Source organism: Streptomyces enissocaesilis (assembly GCF_039533765.1).
Lineage (GTDB): Bacteria > Actinomycetota > Actinomycetes > Streptomycetales > Streptomycetaceae > Streptomyces > Streptomyces enissocaesilis.
Window position 1 is genome coordinate 19,620 of record NZ_BAAAUD010000025.1, and the last position, 15,657, is coordinate 35,276.

The 15,657-nt window shown below is 72.8% G+C and carries 11 protein-coding genes and 1 tRNA gene; 2 read left to right on the forward strand and 10 right to left on the reverse strand.

Annotated elements, in window-relative coordinates; translation table 11 throughout:
- Positions 1 to 66 precede the first annotated feature (66 nt).
- From ABD374_RS12635 to ABD374_RS12650, 4 genes are all read right to left on the reverse strand, one after another.
- Entirely contained in the window at positions 67 to 1,998 is a 1,932-nt protein-coding gene (locus ABD374_RS12635; protein WP_344494541.1) for an HAD-IIIC family phosphatase, read from the reverse strand.
- A gap of 15 nt (positions 1,999 to 2,013) precedes the next feature.
- Positions 2,014 to 2,400, reverse strand: coding sequence for a YrdB family protein (locus tag ABD374_RS12640; RefSeq protein ID WP_344494543.1), 387 nt, complete (start codon positions 2,398 to 2,400; stop codon positions 2,014 to 2,016).
- A 75-nt stretch (positions 2,401 to 2,475) separates the two neighbouring features.
- Entirely contained in the window at positions 2,476 to 3,762 is a 1,287-nt protein-coding gene (locus ABD374_RS12645; RefSeq protein ID WP_344494545.1) for a cytochrome P450, read from the reverse strand.
- Positions 3,759 to 5,039 (reverse strand): FAD-dependent oxidoreductase, encoded by a 1,281-nt coding sequence (locus tag ABD374_RS12650; RefSeq protein ID WP_344494547.1) that lies wholly within the window; start codon positions 5,037 to 5,039, stop codon positions 3,759 to 3,761. The genes ABD374_RS12645 and ABD374_RS12650 overlap by 4 nt, the downstream gene beginning before the upstream one ends.
- 254 nt (positions 5,040 to 5,293) lie before the next feature.
- Here ABD374_RS12650 and ABD374_RS12655 point away from each other — a divergent pair, with 254 nt between their 5' ends.
- The gene (locus tag ABD374_RS12655; RefSeq protein ID WP_344494549.1) at positions 5,294 to 6,784 is read left to right on the forward strand and encodes an MFS transporter; all 1,491 of its coding nucleotides are present in this window, start codon (positions 5,294 to 5,296) and stop codon (positions 6,782 to 6,784) included.
- Positions 6,785 to 6,876: 92 nt separating this feature from the next.
- On the opposite strand, the gene ABD374_RS12660 is transcribed toward ABD374_RS12655, so the two are convergent.
- The gene (locus ABD374_RS12660; protein WP_344494551.1) at positions 6,877 to 7,653 is read right to left on the reverse strand and encodes a thioesterase II family protein; all 777 of its coding nucleotides are present in this window, start codon (positions 7,651 to 7,653) and stop codon (positions 6,877 to 6,879) included.
- Between the two features lie 201 nt (positions 7,654 to 7,854).
- Positions 7,855 to 8,655 (reverse strand): AfsR/SARP family transcriptional regulator, encoded by an 801-nt coding sequence (locus tag ABD374_RS12665; RefSeq protein ID WP_344494552.1) that lies wholly within the window; start codon positions 8,653 to 8,655, stop codon positions 7,855 to 7,857.
- A gap of 425 nt (positions 8,656 to 9,080) precedes the next feature.
- Between ABD374_RS12665 and ABD374_RS12670 the strand changes: the two genes are divergently transcribed.
- On the forward strand, positions 9,081 to 9,875 hold the full coding sequence (locus tag ABD374_RS12670) for a B3/B4 domain-containing protein (RefSeq protein ID WP_344494554.1): 795 nt from the start codon (positions 9,081 to 9,083) through the stop codon (positions 9,873 to 9,875).
- A gap of 131 nt (positions 9,876 to 10,006) precedes the next feature.
- Here ABD374_RS12670 and pdxR read toward each other — a convergent pair whose 3' ends face one another.
- From pdxR to ABD374_RS12690, 4 genes are all read right to left on the reverse strand, one after another.
- Complete coding sequence (gene pdxR / locus ABD374_RS12675; RefSeq protein WP_344494555.1) at positions 10,007 to 11,584, reverse strand: MocR-like pyridoxine biosynthesis transcription factor PdxR; 1,578 nt, start codon at positions 11,582 to 11,584, stop codon at positions 10,007 to 10,009.
- Between the two features lie 816 nt (positions 11,585 to 12,400).
- Positions 12,401 to 12,474 (reverse strand) — tRNA-Thr (locus ABD374_RS12680).
- A gap of 130 nt (positions 12,475 to 12,604) precedes the next feature.
- On the reverse strand, positions 12,605 to 14,140 hold the full coding sequence (locus ABD374_RS12685; RefSeq protein WP_344494557.1) for an alpha/beta hydrolase: 1,536 nt from the start codon (positions 14,138 to 14,140) through the stop codon (positions 12,605 to 12,607).
- A gap of 193 nt (positions 14,141 to 14,333) precedes the next feature.
- Positions 14,334 to 15,548, reverse strand: coding sequence for a DNA polymerase III subunit delta' (locus ABD374_RS12690; RefSeq protein WP_344494559.1), 1,215 nt, complete (start codon positions 15,546 to 15,548; stop codon positions 14,334 to 14,336).
- Positions 15,549 to 15,657: the final 109 nt, after the last annotated feature.

Below are 15,657 nucleotides of genomic sequence, written 5' to 3' on the forward strand. Positions count from 1 at the left end.
ACGGCAGACACGCCTGGCGCCCGCCCCGGGGGATCGGGCGGGCGCCAGGACAATCGGAGGCCGCGCTCAGTGCGGCGGCGGAGCGTCCGGGAACGACACGTCGAGGGCGATGTGCCCGGGAAGGGGCGCGATCCCGGTCAGCGGGTGGCGGAATTCCAGTGCGCCGTCCGCCGACTGCGCGGTGGTCTCGAAGCCGAGTGAGGGGAAGAAGTCGCGGACCCGGTGGTTCTTGACGGTGGGGCGGTAGCTCGCGTACACGGCCGCCGCCCCGGTGTCGCGGGCATGCGCCAGCAGCGACGACAGCGTCGCCTGCTCGATGCCGCGGGCGAAGACCCGGCAGCTGAGCAGCATGTTGTCGACCCTGAGCCCGTCCGGCTCGCGGTGGGCGAACAGCGCGCCGACCACCCCGTTGTCACCGAAACGGTCCCGGGAGCGCACCGCGAGCACGAGGTGGTCCGGCGAGTCCAGCCGCTCGCGCACATCGGCCGGCTGGAGCCGCTGCGTGGTGAGGTTGAATTGGTTGGTGCGCAGGGTGATCTGGGCGACCCGGGTCAGCTCGTGGTCCCGTACCGGTGAGATCTCGACACGGACGTCCAGGGCCTGGAGGTACGCCGTCATCGACCCGGCGGTCTCCCGCAGCTCCTGCCGGCCGGCCTCCGAACGGTACTGACCGGCGCGCAGCCGGTCCTCCGGCGTCAGCTCCCGTACGTCGAACCAGCCGTCGGCCAGCAGCCGGTCGACGTGCAGCGCGGGCTCCTCGTCCAGCCGGACCACGGCCACCTCGGGCAGGTTCGCCGCCACCAGACCGCATTCGAAGGGCGAGTCGTCGGCGAAGACGAAGCTGTCCACGCCGAGATTGAGGCGGTCGGCGATGTCGCGGAGATTGCCGTCCTTGGGGTCCCAGTTGGCGTTGACCCTGGTGAAGTCCGTCTCGCGCAGCACCATGTCGGGGTGGTCGCGCAGCACGCCGAGGACCGGATCCCGGTCGTTCTTGCTGCACACGGCGAGCAGCACGCCCTGCGCCCCGATCTGCTTGACCGCGCGCTGGAACCTGCCGAAGGCCTCGCCCCGGTAGGTCGTGGCGGCCGCGATGCCGTCCGGTCCGTCGTCGCCCAGGATGCCGTCCCACAAGGTGTTGTCGAGGTCCACGACCAGGACCTTCTTGGCGCGGCCGCGCAGGGCCCGGCCGAGGTGGCCGATCTCCCGGGCGTACCGGCCGAGCAGCTCCTCGCCGAGGTGGACCTTGGCATAGGCGGCGAGCCTGCTGTCGCGCACCGGCCCGCTCTCCGCGACCAGCGGATCGAGGTCCACGACGTGCAGCCGGGCGTGCCGGTCCGCGAGCCGCAGCAGACCGGCGTTGAACTCGCGCCACCGTACGGAGAGTTCGCGGCGGGAGCGGTGATCGACCAGCTGGCGGGTGTGGCCGCTCAGCAGGGGCAGGGTGTTGAGCACCAGCGTTCCGCAGCCGTGCTCGGCGTACCGTCCGGCGAGCGTGTCCAGCAGCTCCAGTTTGGCGTCCAGGGCCGCGCGCAGGTCCTCCACCCGCCACGGCAGCGGGAGCTCGTCGAAGACCACCTGGGCGTCGAGGAGGCAGAGGGCGAGTTCGGTACCGGGGGCGTACAGCGGGCTCGTGGTGTCCTGGAGATCGCGCTGCCAGGAGTCGTAGTCGCCGTCGAGGGTACGCAGCGGGATGCCGTGCCGGGCGAACTCGGCGGTCAGCGGAGCCGTCAGCGCGTCGAGGACGCCGTGTCCGGTGACCGCGACGGTCGCCGGCGCGGTGCCCGGGTGCAGTTCCCGTACGGTCCCGGGCGCGAGACGGGCGAGCAGCCGGCCGGCGCGCGCCAGGTCCGCGAAGCCGGTGTCGGTCCCGGCGAGCTCGGCGAGCAGCGCGGGCACCGCCGGGTAGTCGGCGGCGAGCCGGCCCTCCTGGTGCATGGCGCGCAACCGGTCCAGGGGGCCGGCCCGCTCCACCGGGGTGGTCGTCACTGCTGAGGTCACGTTCGTCTTCTCCTGTCAGTGTCGGAGCAGCCACGCGATGCGGTCGAGGGAAGCGGCGTGGTAGGCCACCAGCAGTCCGGTGAGCACCAGGGCCGGGACACGGGCCCCCGCCGCGTAGAGGGCCGCCGCACCGCCGAAGAACACGGCGAGTTCGAGCAGCAGCCGCAGGGCGCCCGCGGTCGCGACGACGGCGTCGCCGGACCGTGAGGCGTCACCGGGGGTGGCGAACACACCCCAGGCCACGGCGGCCAGCAGCGGCAGCGCGACCACCGCCGCGTACCGCGTGGCGCCGGGGCTCACGCGCCAGGCCCAGTAGCCGAAGCAGGCCAGGGCCGTGAGTTCCAGCAGGAACCTCAGTCCGAGCATGGCCGGGTGGTAGCCGATTCCGAGACCCGTGTTCATCCGCGTCCTGCCTTTCTTGTCGGGCCGGCAGGGGATACCGGCCGCTGCGGGGCGGCAGCGCCACCGCCCCGCAGGTCACCAGGCAACCGGCAGCGCGGACACTCCGTGCACCAATCTTCCCGAGGGGCGCGGCAGTTCACTCTCCGGTACGGCAAGTCGCAGATCCGGGAAGCGGCGCAGCAGGGTGGCGACGGAGATCTGGAGCTCGGCCCGGGCCAGGCCGGAGCCGATGCAGTAGTGCGCGCCCTGGCCGAAGCTCAGGTGGGGGTTGATCTCGCGCGTCACGTCGAGGGTGTCCGCGTCGGTGAACTGGCCGCCGTCCCGGTTCGCCGACCCGAGGGAGGGCAGTACGGCGCTGCCCGCCGGGATGAGTACGCCGCTGAGCTCCACGTCCTCCACGGCGATCCGCAGCAGCGCCTCGTCGCCCGGCGGATACATGCGCAGCAGTTCCTCACCGGCCCGGCCGATCTTCTCCGGGTCGCTGCGGACGGCGGCCAGCTGCTCGGGGTGGGTGAGCAGCGCGAGCACGCTGTTGCCGATCTGGTTGACGGTGGTCTCGTGCCCGGCGACCAGCAGGCTGATGCCGAGGAAGATCAGCTCCTGTTCGTCCAGCCGCCCGTCCCCCGCGTCGTGGATGGACACCAGGGCGGACATCAGGTCGGTTCCGGGGCGCTTGCGCTTCTCGGCGACCAGCGCGGCCAGGTAGTCGCGCAGCGCGATCTGGGAGGCGAGCACCTCCTCCGCGGGCATCCCGGCGGTCGCCAGGAAGGCGGCGGACCAGCCGGCGAAGCGGTCGCGGTCCTCGAAGGGCACGCCGAGCAGTTCGCAGATCATGGTGACGGGCAGCGGGAAGGCGAGCGCCGGGATCAGGTCCGCGGGCGGTCCCGCTTCCTCCATGGCGTCCAGCAGGCGGTCGGTGTGCTCCTGGATGCGCGGGCGCAGTTCGTTGACGCGGCGGACGGTGAATTCGCGGGAGACCAGTTTGCGTACCCGGGTGTGCTCGGGCGGGTCCATGTTCAGCAGACTGCGGAAGTTCTGCGGGGCGGGCCCCAGCCGGGGCGCGCCGGGGCGGGTGGTCGCCTCGCGGCTGAAGCGCGGGTCGGACAGGACCGTCTTGACGTCCTCGTAGGTGGTGACCAGGTGAGCGAGGTCGCCGCTGGGCATGCGCACCTGGCCGACGGGGACACCGGCCCGCATCTTGGCGTAATGGGGGCAGGGTTCGAGCGCCGAGGGCCGCGTGAAGGGGTAGTCGGGAAGGGAGGCGTCGGGTGCGGGACCGCCGGACACCGGACAGCCGGACACCGCACTGCCGGTCGTCGGACTGCCGGGTCCGGCCGCGGGCCGGTCGAGTTGCTCGGTCATGAGTGCTGTCCTCCTGCGCGGGTGGGGGAACCGGGACGCGGGGCGAGGTCGAGGCGGATGCCGCCGTCGCGCACCGCCTGCTGGAGCTGGTAGTAGACGCCCGAAAGGATGCGGCGCCTGAGCAGAGGGCTGGCCGAGACCGTGCGGTAGGCGGTCCTGCGTACGGCCGCCGCCACCGGCGAGGTGAGCGCGAAGGCCCTCTCCTGGCGCAGTTGCAGGGCGCGGGCACGGGCGACCGCCGCCTCCCTCAGCCGCTGGAACTCCTTGGTGGCGCTGTCCAGCCGGGCGTCCGTACCGCTGCCGCCGAAGGCACCCGCGACGAGCGGGGCCAGCGTCACGGCGTCGATGATGGCGTGGTTGACGCCCTGGCCGAGGACCGGGGTCAGTGTGTGGGCGGCGTCCCCGATGAGCACCAGGCCCTGCCGCGACCAGTCCGGTACGACCGTGGTGAAGATGTCCAGCATCGAGGTGTCGGACCAGTCGGTGACGTGTTCGCGCACGCCGGGGCCCGCTTCGGGTGCCAGCTCGTCGATGCGGCGGTGCAGGGCGCCGATGCCCTCCTTGCGGAGCTCCCGCAGGCCGCCCTTGGGAATGTTGAAACCGATCCGCACCATGTCGGGCACGGTCGGGATGAACAGGCCGTGCCGGCTGCCGAGAATACGGACCCGGTAGGTGTGCAGGTCCCACTCCTGCGGCATGGGCGCCTTGAACCAGACGAAGTCGCGTTCGAGCGGGATCTTGGTGTACGGGAGTCCTGACATCTCCCGCACCTTGCTGAACCTGCCGTCGGCCGCCACGGTGAGGCCGGCCCGTATCTCTGTGGGCCCCTCGGGAAGCTGCCCGACGACTCCGGTCACCCGGGACCCTTCGGTGAGCAGCCGCACCGCTTTGGCCCGCCGCACCATGCGGAACGACGGCAGCGCCGACGCCTCCTCGGCGAGCGCGTTCAGCAGGGGCGGCTGCGGAAGCTCCATCGGGTAGCGGCAGGGCTGGTCGAAGCCGGAGAAGTCGGCGTCGAGCACGATGCGCCCCGCGTCGCCGATCTCCATCCGGCGGGTCTCCAGGGTGTCCGCCCGCACCTTGTCGAGGATGCCGAGTTCGCGCAGCAGCCATACGGAGTCGGGCGAGATGGACTCGCCACGGAACGAACGGTCGAAGTGCGCGCTCTGCTCGACCACGACGACCTCGATGCCGCGCCGCGCCAGTTCGAGCGCCAGCGTCAGTCCGGCGGGTCCGCCTCCGACGATGCACACCTGGGCGGACAGTGCCGCAGCCATGGCTTCCCCTTCCTGTTTCCTGCCGCTGGTGCTGATGGGCCCCACCCTGTACAGCCCTCCTAAAGGGCCGGTTGCACCCGGCGGGGGCCCGCCCGGGGGCGGGGAGCCCGGAGCCCCCGGGCGGGAGCCGGCCGCTACAGCGCCGCACAAGCCCCCACGCGCACGCTGTGGCGTGAATGCCAGAGCGCACGTGCACAGGACCGCTGTAACGACTAGTGGCTGCCGGCCCCCGGGCCGGCATGCGAGGAGACCTCATGAAGACCGAATCGGCTCGGGAGCCGCGCACCGCTCCCGCACGGACGGAAGCGGCCCCCTCCGTCGCCGTCCCGCCGGACCCGAGGCGCTGGTGGGTGCTCGGAGTCATCTCACTGGCCCAGTTCGTCATCGCCATCGACTCCTCCGTCGTCAACGTGATGGGGCCGCGCCTGAAGGAGTCCATCGGCCTGTCGACCACGGGCCTCCAGTGGGTCATGAACATCTACGTCCTTCTCTTCGGAGGGCTCCTGCTGCTCGGCGGGCGGCTGGCCGACGTCATCGGCCGCCGGCTGGTGTTCATGGGCGGACTCGTGCTGTTCACCCTGGCCTCGCTGGGCGCCGGATTCGCCGAGAGCGAGGGCGCGCTGCTCGCGGCGCGGGCGGCCCAGGGCATCGGTGCGGCAGCGCTGTCCCCCGCGTCCCTGTCCATCCTGGTGACGGTGTTCGCCGACCGGAAGGAGCGGGCGAAGGCGTTCGGGGTGTGGGGTGCGGTGATCGGCATCGGCGCCAGCGTGGGCACCATCCTGGGCGGCGCGATCGTCAACGCCGACTGGCGCTGGGCGTTCTGGATCAACGTGCCGGTCGGTCTGCTGATCGGCGCGGCGGCGGTGGCGCTGATCAAGGCGGCGAAGCCGCTCGGCGAGCGTCCTCCGAAGGACCTGGCCGGGGCGGTGACCGTGACCGGCGGCCTGCTGCTGCTGGTGTACGCCATCGTCACCACCAGCGAGCACGGCTGGTCGGACTGGCGCACCCTGGGCTCGTTCGGTGGGTCCGCCGTTCTGCTGGTCCTGTTCGTCGCGGTGGAGAAGAGGAGCGCGGCCCCGCTCGTACCCCTTCGGCTGTTCCGTTCCCGGTCGGTGGTGGCCGGCAGCCTCGGCGAGTTCCTGACGGCCGCGATGATGATGCCGATCTTCTTCCTGCTTCCGCTGTGGATGCAGGAGGTGCTCGGCTACAGCCCGCTGGAGACGGGGCTGGCGTACCTGCCGGTGAGCATCGCGCTGATGACACTCGCCCCCGTCGCCTCGCAGGTGATCGGCAGGACCGGTCCGCGGAACATGTACCTGGCCGGCACGGTGGCGTTCGCCGGCGTCCTCGCCCTGCTCATGGGCATGCCCGTGCACAGTGGTTACAGCGAGTTCCTGCTGCCGGTCACCGCCCTCTTCGGTGTGGGGCTGGTGCTCTGCCTCATCCCGACACCGATCGTCGGCACCTCCGAGGCGACGGACGCGGACGCGGGAACGACGTCCGCCCTCCTCAACGCGTCGACGCAGATCGGCGCCGCGTTCGGGATCGCGGTCTCGGTCACGGTGCTCAACAACCGGGTGGCGTCCGCGACGGTGGACGGCGCCGCCGCGGACGTCGCCCTGGTGGAGGGACTGCAGTCGGGGTTCACCGTGCTGGCCGTCTTCCTGGTGCTCTCCGTACTCACCGGGCTGTTCGGCTTCCGTGGTTCCGCTGCCCCCGCCCTGCCGGCCGAGAGCGGTAAGTGACGCCCCGTCACTACCGTTGTGCCCGTGTACGCGAAAGGGCCGGACCGTGAATCCCTCACGGTCCGGCCCTTCCGCACTTCCACGCCACCCGGTCACACGGCGACCGGCACCCTCGCGTACTGGCGCGTCAGCGAAGCGACTTCGCGCAGAAACGCGTCCTCGTGCGCCCGTACGAAGAAGTGCCCGCCCGGCATGGTCCGCACCTCGCAGCCGCGCCCGGCGTGCCGCCGCCAGGAGACCACCTCGGACACGCTCACCAGCCGGTCCCGCTTCCCCGCGAACAGGTGGAGCGGAACCCGCAGCGGGTCGGTGTCCGCAGCGGCCCTGTTCCCGGCGCACAGCAGCAGGTCGTCGCGGGCCACCGGCATCAGCGCCGCCAGGAAGTCGGGGTGCTTCAGCAGCACCTGCGGTATGCCGCCGAGGGCCGCCAGGCTCGCGACGAGGTCCTCGTCGCTCGCGTTCGGGTCGGCGATCTCCGGTGCGGGCAGGTGCGGGGCACGGTAGGCGCTGAGGACGAGGGCCTGCGGCAGGGGCGCGCCGCGCTGCTGCCGCCGCCAGGCCAGCGAGTAGGCGATCAGCGCGCCCATGCTGTGTCCGAAGAAGACGTGGGGGCTGTCAAGCTCCTCGTCGAGCTGCTCGTCCATGTCGTCGATGAGGGCGCCGAGTTCGGTGAACCGGGGTTCGTCCATGCGCCCTTCGCGTCCGGGCAGCTGGACCGGCATGACCCGTACGTGTGCGCCGTGCGCGTCGAGACTGCGCTGCCAGCGTCCGTACGCCGAGGCGCCGCCGCCCGCGTACGGAAAGCAGAACAGCCGCAGCTCCGTGCCCGAGGTGTCGTCGTGGGTCCTTGGGGACAGGTATCGCGTCATATCGCTCCGCCTCAGGTCCGTCCAGCGTGGGTGCGCCGGCCGGGGCCGCCGCACGGGTGGCCCCGGCGGCCGACCGGACGGAAGGAGCACGGCCCACGCCGGTGAAGAGCTGCGGGCGGTGCTGCCGCCCGACCGGGAGAACGCCGCGATCCACGGTGGAGCGGCTCCCGGCCGGCACACCCACCACAGTGCGGCCCGCTCCTAAAGGGCAGCAAAACTCGGCGAGGGCGCGTCGAGCAGCGGATCGGCCTCCAGGACGGCCCGGTGCAGGTCCTGCAGCCGCGGGGAGGGCTCCATGCCGAGCTCCCGGACACAGGACTCGCGCAGCCGCCGGAACACTTCGAGCGCCTGCCAGGACCTTCCGCAGCGGTGGAGCGCCAGCATCAGCAGCGCGTGCAGGTTCTCCTGGAGCGGCGACCGCTCGGCGAGCGCGACGAGCTCGCCCACCACCGCGGCGTGCCGGCCCAGGCGCAGGTCCGCGGAGATCCGGGCCTCCAGGGCGGCGCGCCTGGCCTCCTCCAGCCGCAGGGCCTCGGCCCGCAGTACCGGCCCGATCCGCACGTCGGCGAACACCGGGCCGCGCCACATCTCCAGCGCCCGCCCCAGCAGCCCGGCCGCCTCCGCGACCTCGTTCCTCCCCAGCGCCCCCAGCCCGCGCACGGCGAGCCGCTGGAAGGCGTCGGCCTCCACGGAGACGCCGGACATGTTCAGGGCGTAACCGATGTAGCCGCGGCTCAGCAGGTCCTTCGCCACGCGGCCCGGCTCCGGCGCCGCGGCGGCGGAGATCGCGCGGCGCAGCTGCTTGACGTACGTCTGCACCACACCCGCGGGGCCGCTCGGCGGGCTCTCGCCCCACAGTTCCTCGGTGAGCGTCGCCATGCTCACGTCGTGCCCCGCGTTCACCGCCAGCAGTGCCAGCATCTGCCGCGGCTTGGCCGCGCTGGGTACCACCGACGTGCCGTCGATACGTACGACGAGCGGCCCGAGAACTCCGATCTCCATACCTGCCCCCTTTCACCCGCACTGCCCTGCCAGGACAGTGACACGGACGGGCGGCGGAGCGACACCCATCCCCTCACGAGCCGGATGTGAATGCTGCGGCTCCCCGGCATGAATCCCTCACCCCCGGCGGATCCGCGCCCGTCGAGCTCCCGGCCGCCGGTACGCCGCCCCCGCGGCCGGCAGGCTCCGGGTCGCCCCGCCGCTGGTCACCGCCGCACGACTGGTCACCGGTGCAGGGGCCGCGACGTGTCCGTGAAGGTGTGCGGGGAAAGCGGCCGCCCCGCAAGCGGCCTCTTGTAATTCCCGGGAATTGGCCACAACCGGAGGACCGCCCGCTCCCTACCGTCAGTCGCGTCACCGGCGGACGACCACACCGGACATGACCACCGGCACCCAAACCGGCACGCCAAAGAAGGATCACAGCCATGGACAGCACAGCCGTCGGCCCCCGCACCCGCACCTCCACCCCCAACCGCACCCTGACCGTCACCGTCGACACCCGGCTGTCGGCGCTCGTTCCCGGCTATGTGCTCGGCCTGATCGCCCTGCCGGACATCGACGTCGTCGAGGACGCCCCGGCGGTGGCCGCGCGGCTCACCGCTGCCGAGGACAGCCTGCACGCCGAGCGGCTCACCAAGGCGGACGTCTCCGCGCTGCCGGCGATCGCCGCCTGGCGGGACGCCTACCGCGCCGTCGGCGTGAACCCCAACCGCTTCCCCTGCGCCGCCGAGTCGGTCCTGCGCAGGGTGGCCAAGGGGGACCGCCTCCCGCGGATCAACTCCCTCGTGGACCTCTGCAACGCCGTCTCCCTGGACAGCCGCCTCCCGGTGGCCTCGTGCGACGTGGGCGGCATCGAGGACGAGCTGCACGTCCGTCTCGCCCACGGCACCGAGACCTACCTCCCGCTCGGGGCGCCCGACGCCCCCGAGCGGCCCGAGCCGGGCGAGGTCGTCTACGCCGACGGCCGGGGGCGCGCGCACTCGCGGCGCTGGAACTGGCGGCAGGGAGACGTGGTCAAGACCGGCACCGGGCGGCGTCGGCTCCTGCTCACCGTGGAGTCGGCGCACGAGGGCGGCCGTGACGACGTCGAGCGGGCGCTCGGCCGGCTCACGGACGCGCTCGCCGGGCTCGGTGCCGGGGCGGGGCGCCCCCTGGTGCTCGACCGGTCCACGCCGTCGGGAGAGGTGTTCGCAGCCCCGTCGGCCGCGACGGTCCGCTGACCCCGCACACGGCACCGCGCGCGGCCCGTACGACTCACATCCGCGTCCTGCGTCCTGCGTCCTGCGTCCTGCGTCCCGCATCCCGCATCCCGCATCCCGCATGAGGACACCGCGCCCGTGCGCGCCGCGGATCAGGCCCCCGGCCACCGCGAAGAACCCCGGGTCCACGCCGGTTCATCCCGTTCGTCCGGCCGACGGCCCGTCGCCTCGCGCACCGCGTCGGCCAGCAGGGCGACCCCCTCGGTGATGCGGGGGGCGGGCAGGGCGGCGTACCCCATCAGGAACGTCGGTTCGGCCGGCGGGTCCTGGACGAAGTAGCCGGACGCGGGGTGGATCCGGACCCCGCGCCCGGCCGCCAGGCGGACGATCGTGTCCTCCGGAACGCCCCGCGCCCCGGTGAAGGTGACCAGGACGTGCAGGCCGGCCGCCTCGCCGGAGATGCGGACCTCGGCGCCGAAGTGTTCGTACAACGCCCCCAGGAGGCGGCTTCTGCGCTGCCGGTACAGGCGCGTCATGCGGCTGATGTGGCGGGCGTACGCACCGGTGGAGACGAAGTCGGCGAGCGCCTCCTGGGCCACCGTGGGCGTCAGCCGGTCGGTGATCCACTTGATGCCGAGGAAGGGCCGCACGAGGTGCGGCGGCAGTACCGCGTAGCCGATCCGCAGCGCGGGGAAGAGCGTCTTGCTGAAGCTGCCCACGTAGACGACGGTGTCCCGGTGGCGCTCGGCCGCGAGCGCGGGCAGCCGCTCGGCGGTGAACGTGAACTCGTTGTGGTAGTCGTCCTCCAGGACCGTCGCACCGTGCTCGTGTGCCCACTCCAGGAGCCCGCGCCGCCGCCCCTCGGACATGATGAACCCGGTCGGGAACTGGTGCGACGGCGTGACGTACACCAGCTTCACCCGCCCGGGATCGTGCCCCTGGGCCCGCACACAGGCGTCGATGTCGGCCACCCGCAGCCCCTCCTCGTCCACGGGGACCGGCACCACGGCCGCCTCGGAGCAGCCGAACACCTGGCGCAGCACGGTGTGGCTGGGGTCCTCGATCACCACCACGTCACCCGGCCCGACCAGCATCCGGACGAGGATGTCCAGGGCCTGGGTGGCGCCGCCGGTGACCATGATCCGGTCGGGGGGCGCGTCGAGGGCCCGGCTCTGCCGGACGAGGGCGGCGATCTCCCTACGCAGCGCCGGGGAGCCCTCGGCCGGACCGTAGCCGAGCGCGGCGGCGTCGGCGCGGCCGTACGCGTCGTGCAGGGACTGCCGCCAGCGGGCGACGGGGAACTCCGCGAGCGCCGGAGTGCCGTGCCGGAAGTCGAGTGCGGCGCCCGGGTGACGGGTGGGCGGCGGCTCCCAGGGCTGCCACAGCGCGTTGCCGCCGTCGGTGGCCCTGGGTGGCTGCGGGGCGAGCGCCGTGGGTGCCGTGGTGCGGGGCGGACGGGGCGGGCCGGCGCCCCCCGCGAGGCCGGCGACCCTGGTGCCGGAACCGCGCCGGGCCGCGAGGACCCCCTGGGCGCACAGGAGTTCGTACGCGCGGGTGACGACGGTCCTCGACACGTCGAGCTGCCGGGCGAGCTCGCGGGACGGGGGCACGGCCTCGCCCGGCCGCAGCCGGCCCGACCGCACCAGGGCGGTGACCTGGTCGCACACCTGCTGTTGCAGTGGTGTTCCGCAGTCCCGCTCCAAGGCGATGAGCAACTCCGAAGCCCCCACGTCCCTTCCTTCTCCCCCGCTTGTGCCTCGACCTCCCACCTCCGCCGAGTCTGCCACGGGGGCCGGCCCGGGAACTTGGCCTGCCGAGCGAAGTGATCTCCGAGAGGCCACAGTCGTGAACGGGCGGCGGAGGGAGCGGGGCGACGGAGGGAGCGGGGCGACGGAGGGAGCGGGGCGACGGAGGGAGCGGGCGACAACCGTTCCAGGACGTCCAGCCGGTCCGGTTGTCCGCGCTCGGATCCGTACACCGTGCGGGGACGGGATGCCCTCACATCCCACGAGTGCCGCACGCCCCGGTGGACCGGCAGCGGTGCCAACGGGGTCTCGTACAGGGCCTGCCCGACGATCCGGGCCGTACGTCGGGCGGTAGGGCGGCCAGACGGTTTCGGGTACGCGTCGACGGCCGGCGACGACCACGGGCCCGCCGAGGACCGCCAGGCCCATGAGAACCGTGGCGAAGACGGTCGCGCCGCCCGTCAGCCCCACCGCGTCACTGAGATGTCCCGCCGCCACCGGCGGAATGCCCGCGGGCCCATGGCCGCCGACGTTCAGAGCCGCGTCGGCCTCCGCCAGACGCCGCGGCGGAACGGCTGAGGCGACCAGGACCGGCACCGACGAGACCTGCACGCCGGACTCTTCGGGAAGGGCTTCGGAGAAGCGGAGCGGGAACCCTGGACTCGCACTCCCGCACAGGGCCACGTCCGGGACCAGAACGGGGACCACGAGCGGCAAGGAGGCCGACGCCCGACGGCGACGCCATATCCGGGAAAAGCAAAAGCCCCAGGTCACGGCGAGTGAGTCCTGAGGCTTCCACAGAGCCGCCTTCGGGATTCGAACCCGAGACCTACGCATTACGAGTGCGTTGCTCTGGCCAACTGAGCTAAGGCGGCGCCGCTGCCGACACCATGGTGCGATCAGCAGCGGGCACAAGTCTACACAGTTTCGAGGGGTGCTCCGCACAGCCCCGGGCGGGCCGCCTTCGCGCAGGTCAGAAGGGGTTGGAGGAGGGACGGAGGAGGGTCAGGAGCACTTCTTGGCGTTCTCGGGAGGCGTGCCCTCCAGGAGGTAGGTGTTGATCGCCGTGTCGATGCAGTCGCTGCCGCGGCCGTACGCCGTGTGGCCGTCGCCGTCGTACGTCAGGAGGGTGGCGGAGTCGAGCTGGCCGGCCAGGGACTTCGCCCACTTGTACGGGGTCGCCGGGTCGCGGGTGGTGCCGACCACGACGATCGGGGCGGCGCCCTTCGCCTCGATGCGGTGCGGGGTGCCGGTGGGCCCGGCCGGCCAGTACGTGCAGTTCAGGGAGGTCCACGCGAAGCCCTCGCCGAAGACCTGGGACGCCTTCTCGAAGGAGGGGAGCGCGGTGCGGACCTGGTCGGGGCCGGTGAAGGCCGGCGGGAGGTCCAGGCAGTTCACGGCGGCGTTGGCGTACATGAGGTTCGCGTAGCTGCCGTCCTCGGAGCGCTCGTAGTACGTGTCGGCCAGCGCGAGCAGGCCCGCGCCGTCGCCGCCCATCGCACGGGTGAGGCTCTCGCGCAGCTGTGGCCAGCCGGACTCGTCGTACATCGCGGCGATCACGCCCGTGGTCGCCAGGGACTCGGCGAGGGGGCGGCTCTCACCGGTGGGGACGGGCCGGGCGTCGAGCTCGTCGAAGAAGCCCTTCAGACGCTTGCCCGCCTCGTCCGGCGTCCCCGTGCCCAGCGGGCAGTCCTCGCGCTTGACGCAGTCCGCGGCGAAGGACTGGAAGGCGGTCTCGAAGCCGGCCGTCTGGTCGCGGTTCAGGTCGCGGGCGGACAGGGACGGGTCCATCGCGCCGTCGAGCACGAGGCGGCCGCTGCGGCCGGGGAAGAGCTCGGCGTACGTCGCGCCCAGGAAGGTGCCGTACGACGCCCCGACGTAGTTCAGCTTCTCGTCGCCCAGCACCTCCCGCAGGATGTCCATGTCGCGGGCCGAGTCGACGGTGGAGACGTGCGGCAGGATCTCGGCCGAGCGCTTCTCGCAGCCGGCCGCGAAGTTCTTGAAGGACGTGACCAGCTTGCCGGTCTCCCCCTGGTCGTCGGGGGTCTGGTCGACCTGGGTGTACGCGTCCATCTCCTTGCCCGTCAGGCACTCGACGGGCTCGCTGCGGGCCACGCCGCGCGGGTCGACGGCCACCATGTCGTACCGCGCGCGGACCGGCGCCGGGTATCCGACGGCCGCGTACGCCTGGACGTAGCCGATCGCGGAGCCGCCGGGGCCACCCGGATTGACCAGGAGGGAGCCGAGGCGCTTGCCGGGTCCGGTGGCCTTCTTCCGGGAGACGGCCAGCTCGATGTCGGACTTCTCCGGCTTCTCGTAGTCGAGGGGCGCCTTCATCGTGGCGCACTGGAAGCCGGGGACACCGCACTCGCGCCAGCTCAGCTTCTGCGCGTAGTACGGCTTGAGGGCGGCCGGGACCGCTTTCTGCGACGCGGAAGCCGAGGCACTGGGCGACGAACCTCCCGACGAGCATCCGGAGACGAGCAGCCCGGCGGTCACGAGGGCGGTGGCGGAGGTCCGGATCAAGTGCCTGGTGTCCATCCCCGGAGCGTAGTGCGGCGATGACGGATCGCGCGGGGAGCGGCTCGTACGAGTGAGCCGGTCACCCGCGGCGGCGGGGTCAGCCGTCCGGTCTGCGGCCCGACGGACCGGACGGCAGTACGAATGGCAGTACGAACGGCGGTCCGAAGACGGCACGGGCGGCACCCCGGCGACGGCACGGACGGCGGTACGGTCAGCCGGCGCGCAGCGCCACCGTCATCGCCTCCACCGCGAGCAGCGGCGCGACATTGCGGTCCAGGGCCCGGCGGCAGGCGATGATCGCCTCTATCCGGCGCAGGGTGCGCTCGGGGGTCGAGCTCTGCGCGACGCGGTCGAGGGAGTCCCGTACGTCCTCGTTGGCGAGGGCGACCCGCGAACCGAGCTGCAGGGCCAGTACGTCGCGGTAGAAGCCGGTCAGGTCGGTCAGCGCGAGGTCGAGGCTGTCCCGCTGCGTACGGGTCGAGCGGCGCTTCTGGCGGTCGGCCAGCTCCTTCATCGCGCCCGCGGTGCCGCGCGGCATCCGGCCGCCGGACGCCGCGCCGAGCGCCGCCTTCAGGTCGTCCGTCTCCTTGACGTCGACCTCCTCGGCGACCTGCTTGGCGTCCTCGCCCGCCGCGTCGACCAGCTCCTGGGCCGCCTTCAGGCAGCCGCCGATGTCGGCGACGCGCAGCGGGAGTCCGAGCACGACGGCGCGGCGGGCCCGTGCGCGCTCGTCGGTGGCGAGCCTGCGGGCCCGCCCGATGTGGCCCTGGGTGGCGCGCGCGGCGGTCGCGGCCGTCCCGGGGTCGATGCCGTCTCGCCGCACCAGGACGTCGGCGACGGCCTCCACGGACGGGGTGCTGAGCGTGAGGTGGCGGCAGCGGGAGCGGATGGTCGGGAGCACGTCCTCCAGGGACGGCGCGCACAGGAGCCAGACCGTACGGGGAGCGGGCTCCTCGATGGCCTTGAGCAGCACATTGCCCGCGCCCTCGGTGAGCCGGTCGGCGTCCTCCAGGACGATGACCTGCCACCGGCCGCCCGCCGGGGACAGCTGGGCCCGCCGGACGAGCTCGCGGGTGTCCTTCACGCCGATGGAGAGCTGGTCGGTACGGACGATCTCCACATCGGCGTGCGAGCCGACCAGGGACGTATGGCACCCGTCACAGAACCCGCAGCCCGGAGCCCCGCCCAGGGCCCGGTCCGGGCTGACGCACTGCAGGGCGGCGGCGAACGCGCGGGCGGCGGTGGACCGCCCGGAGCCCGGCGGCCCGGTGAAGAGCCAGGCGTGGGTCATCTTCGACGCGGCGGGAGCGAGGGTGGCCCCGGAGCGGTCGGCGACGGCGGTCACGAGCGCGTCGGCGTCACGGGCGGCGGCGGCCAGCTGCGTCCGGACCCGCGCCTGCCCTACCAGGTCGTCCCATACGGCCATGGTGCTACCGCCTTCGCCGTGCGCTTGCGTTCTCGTGAATCCCGACCGTCCCCATTGTGGCCGACCCCACTGACACCCCGGCCCCGGTCCCCGCCCGTCCGGCGTTCGG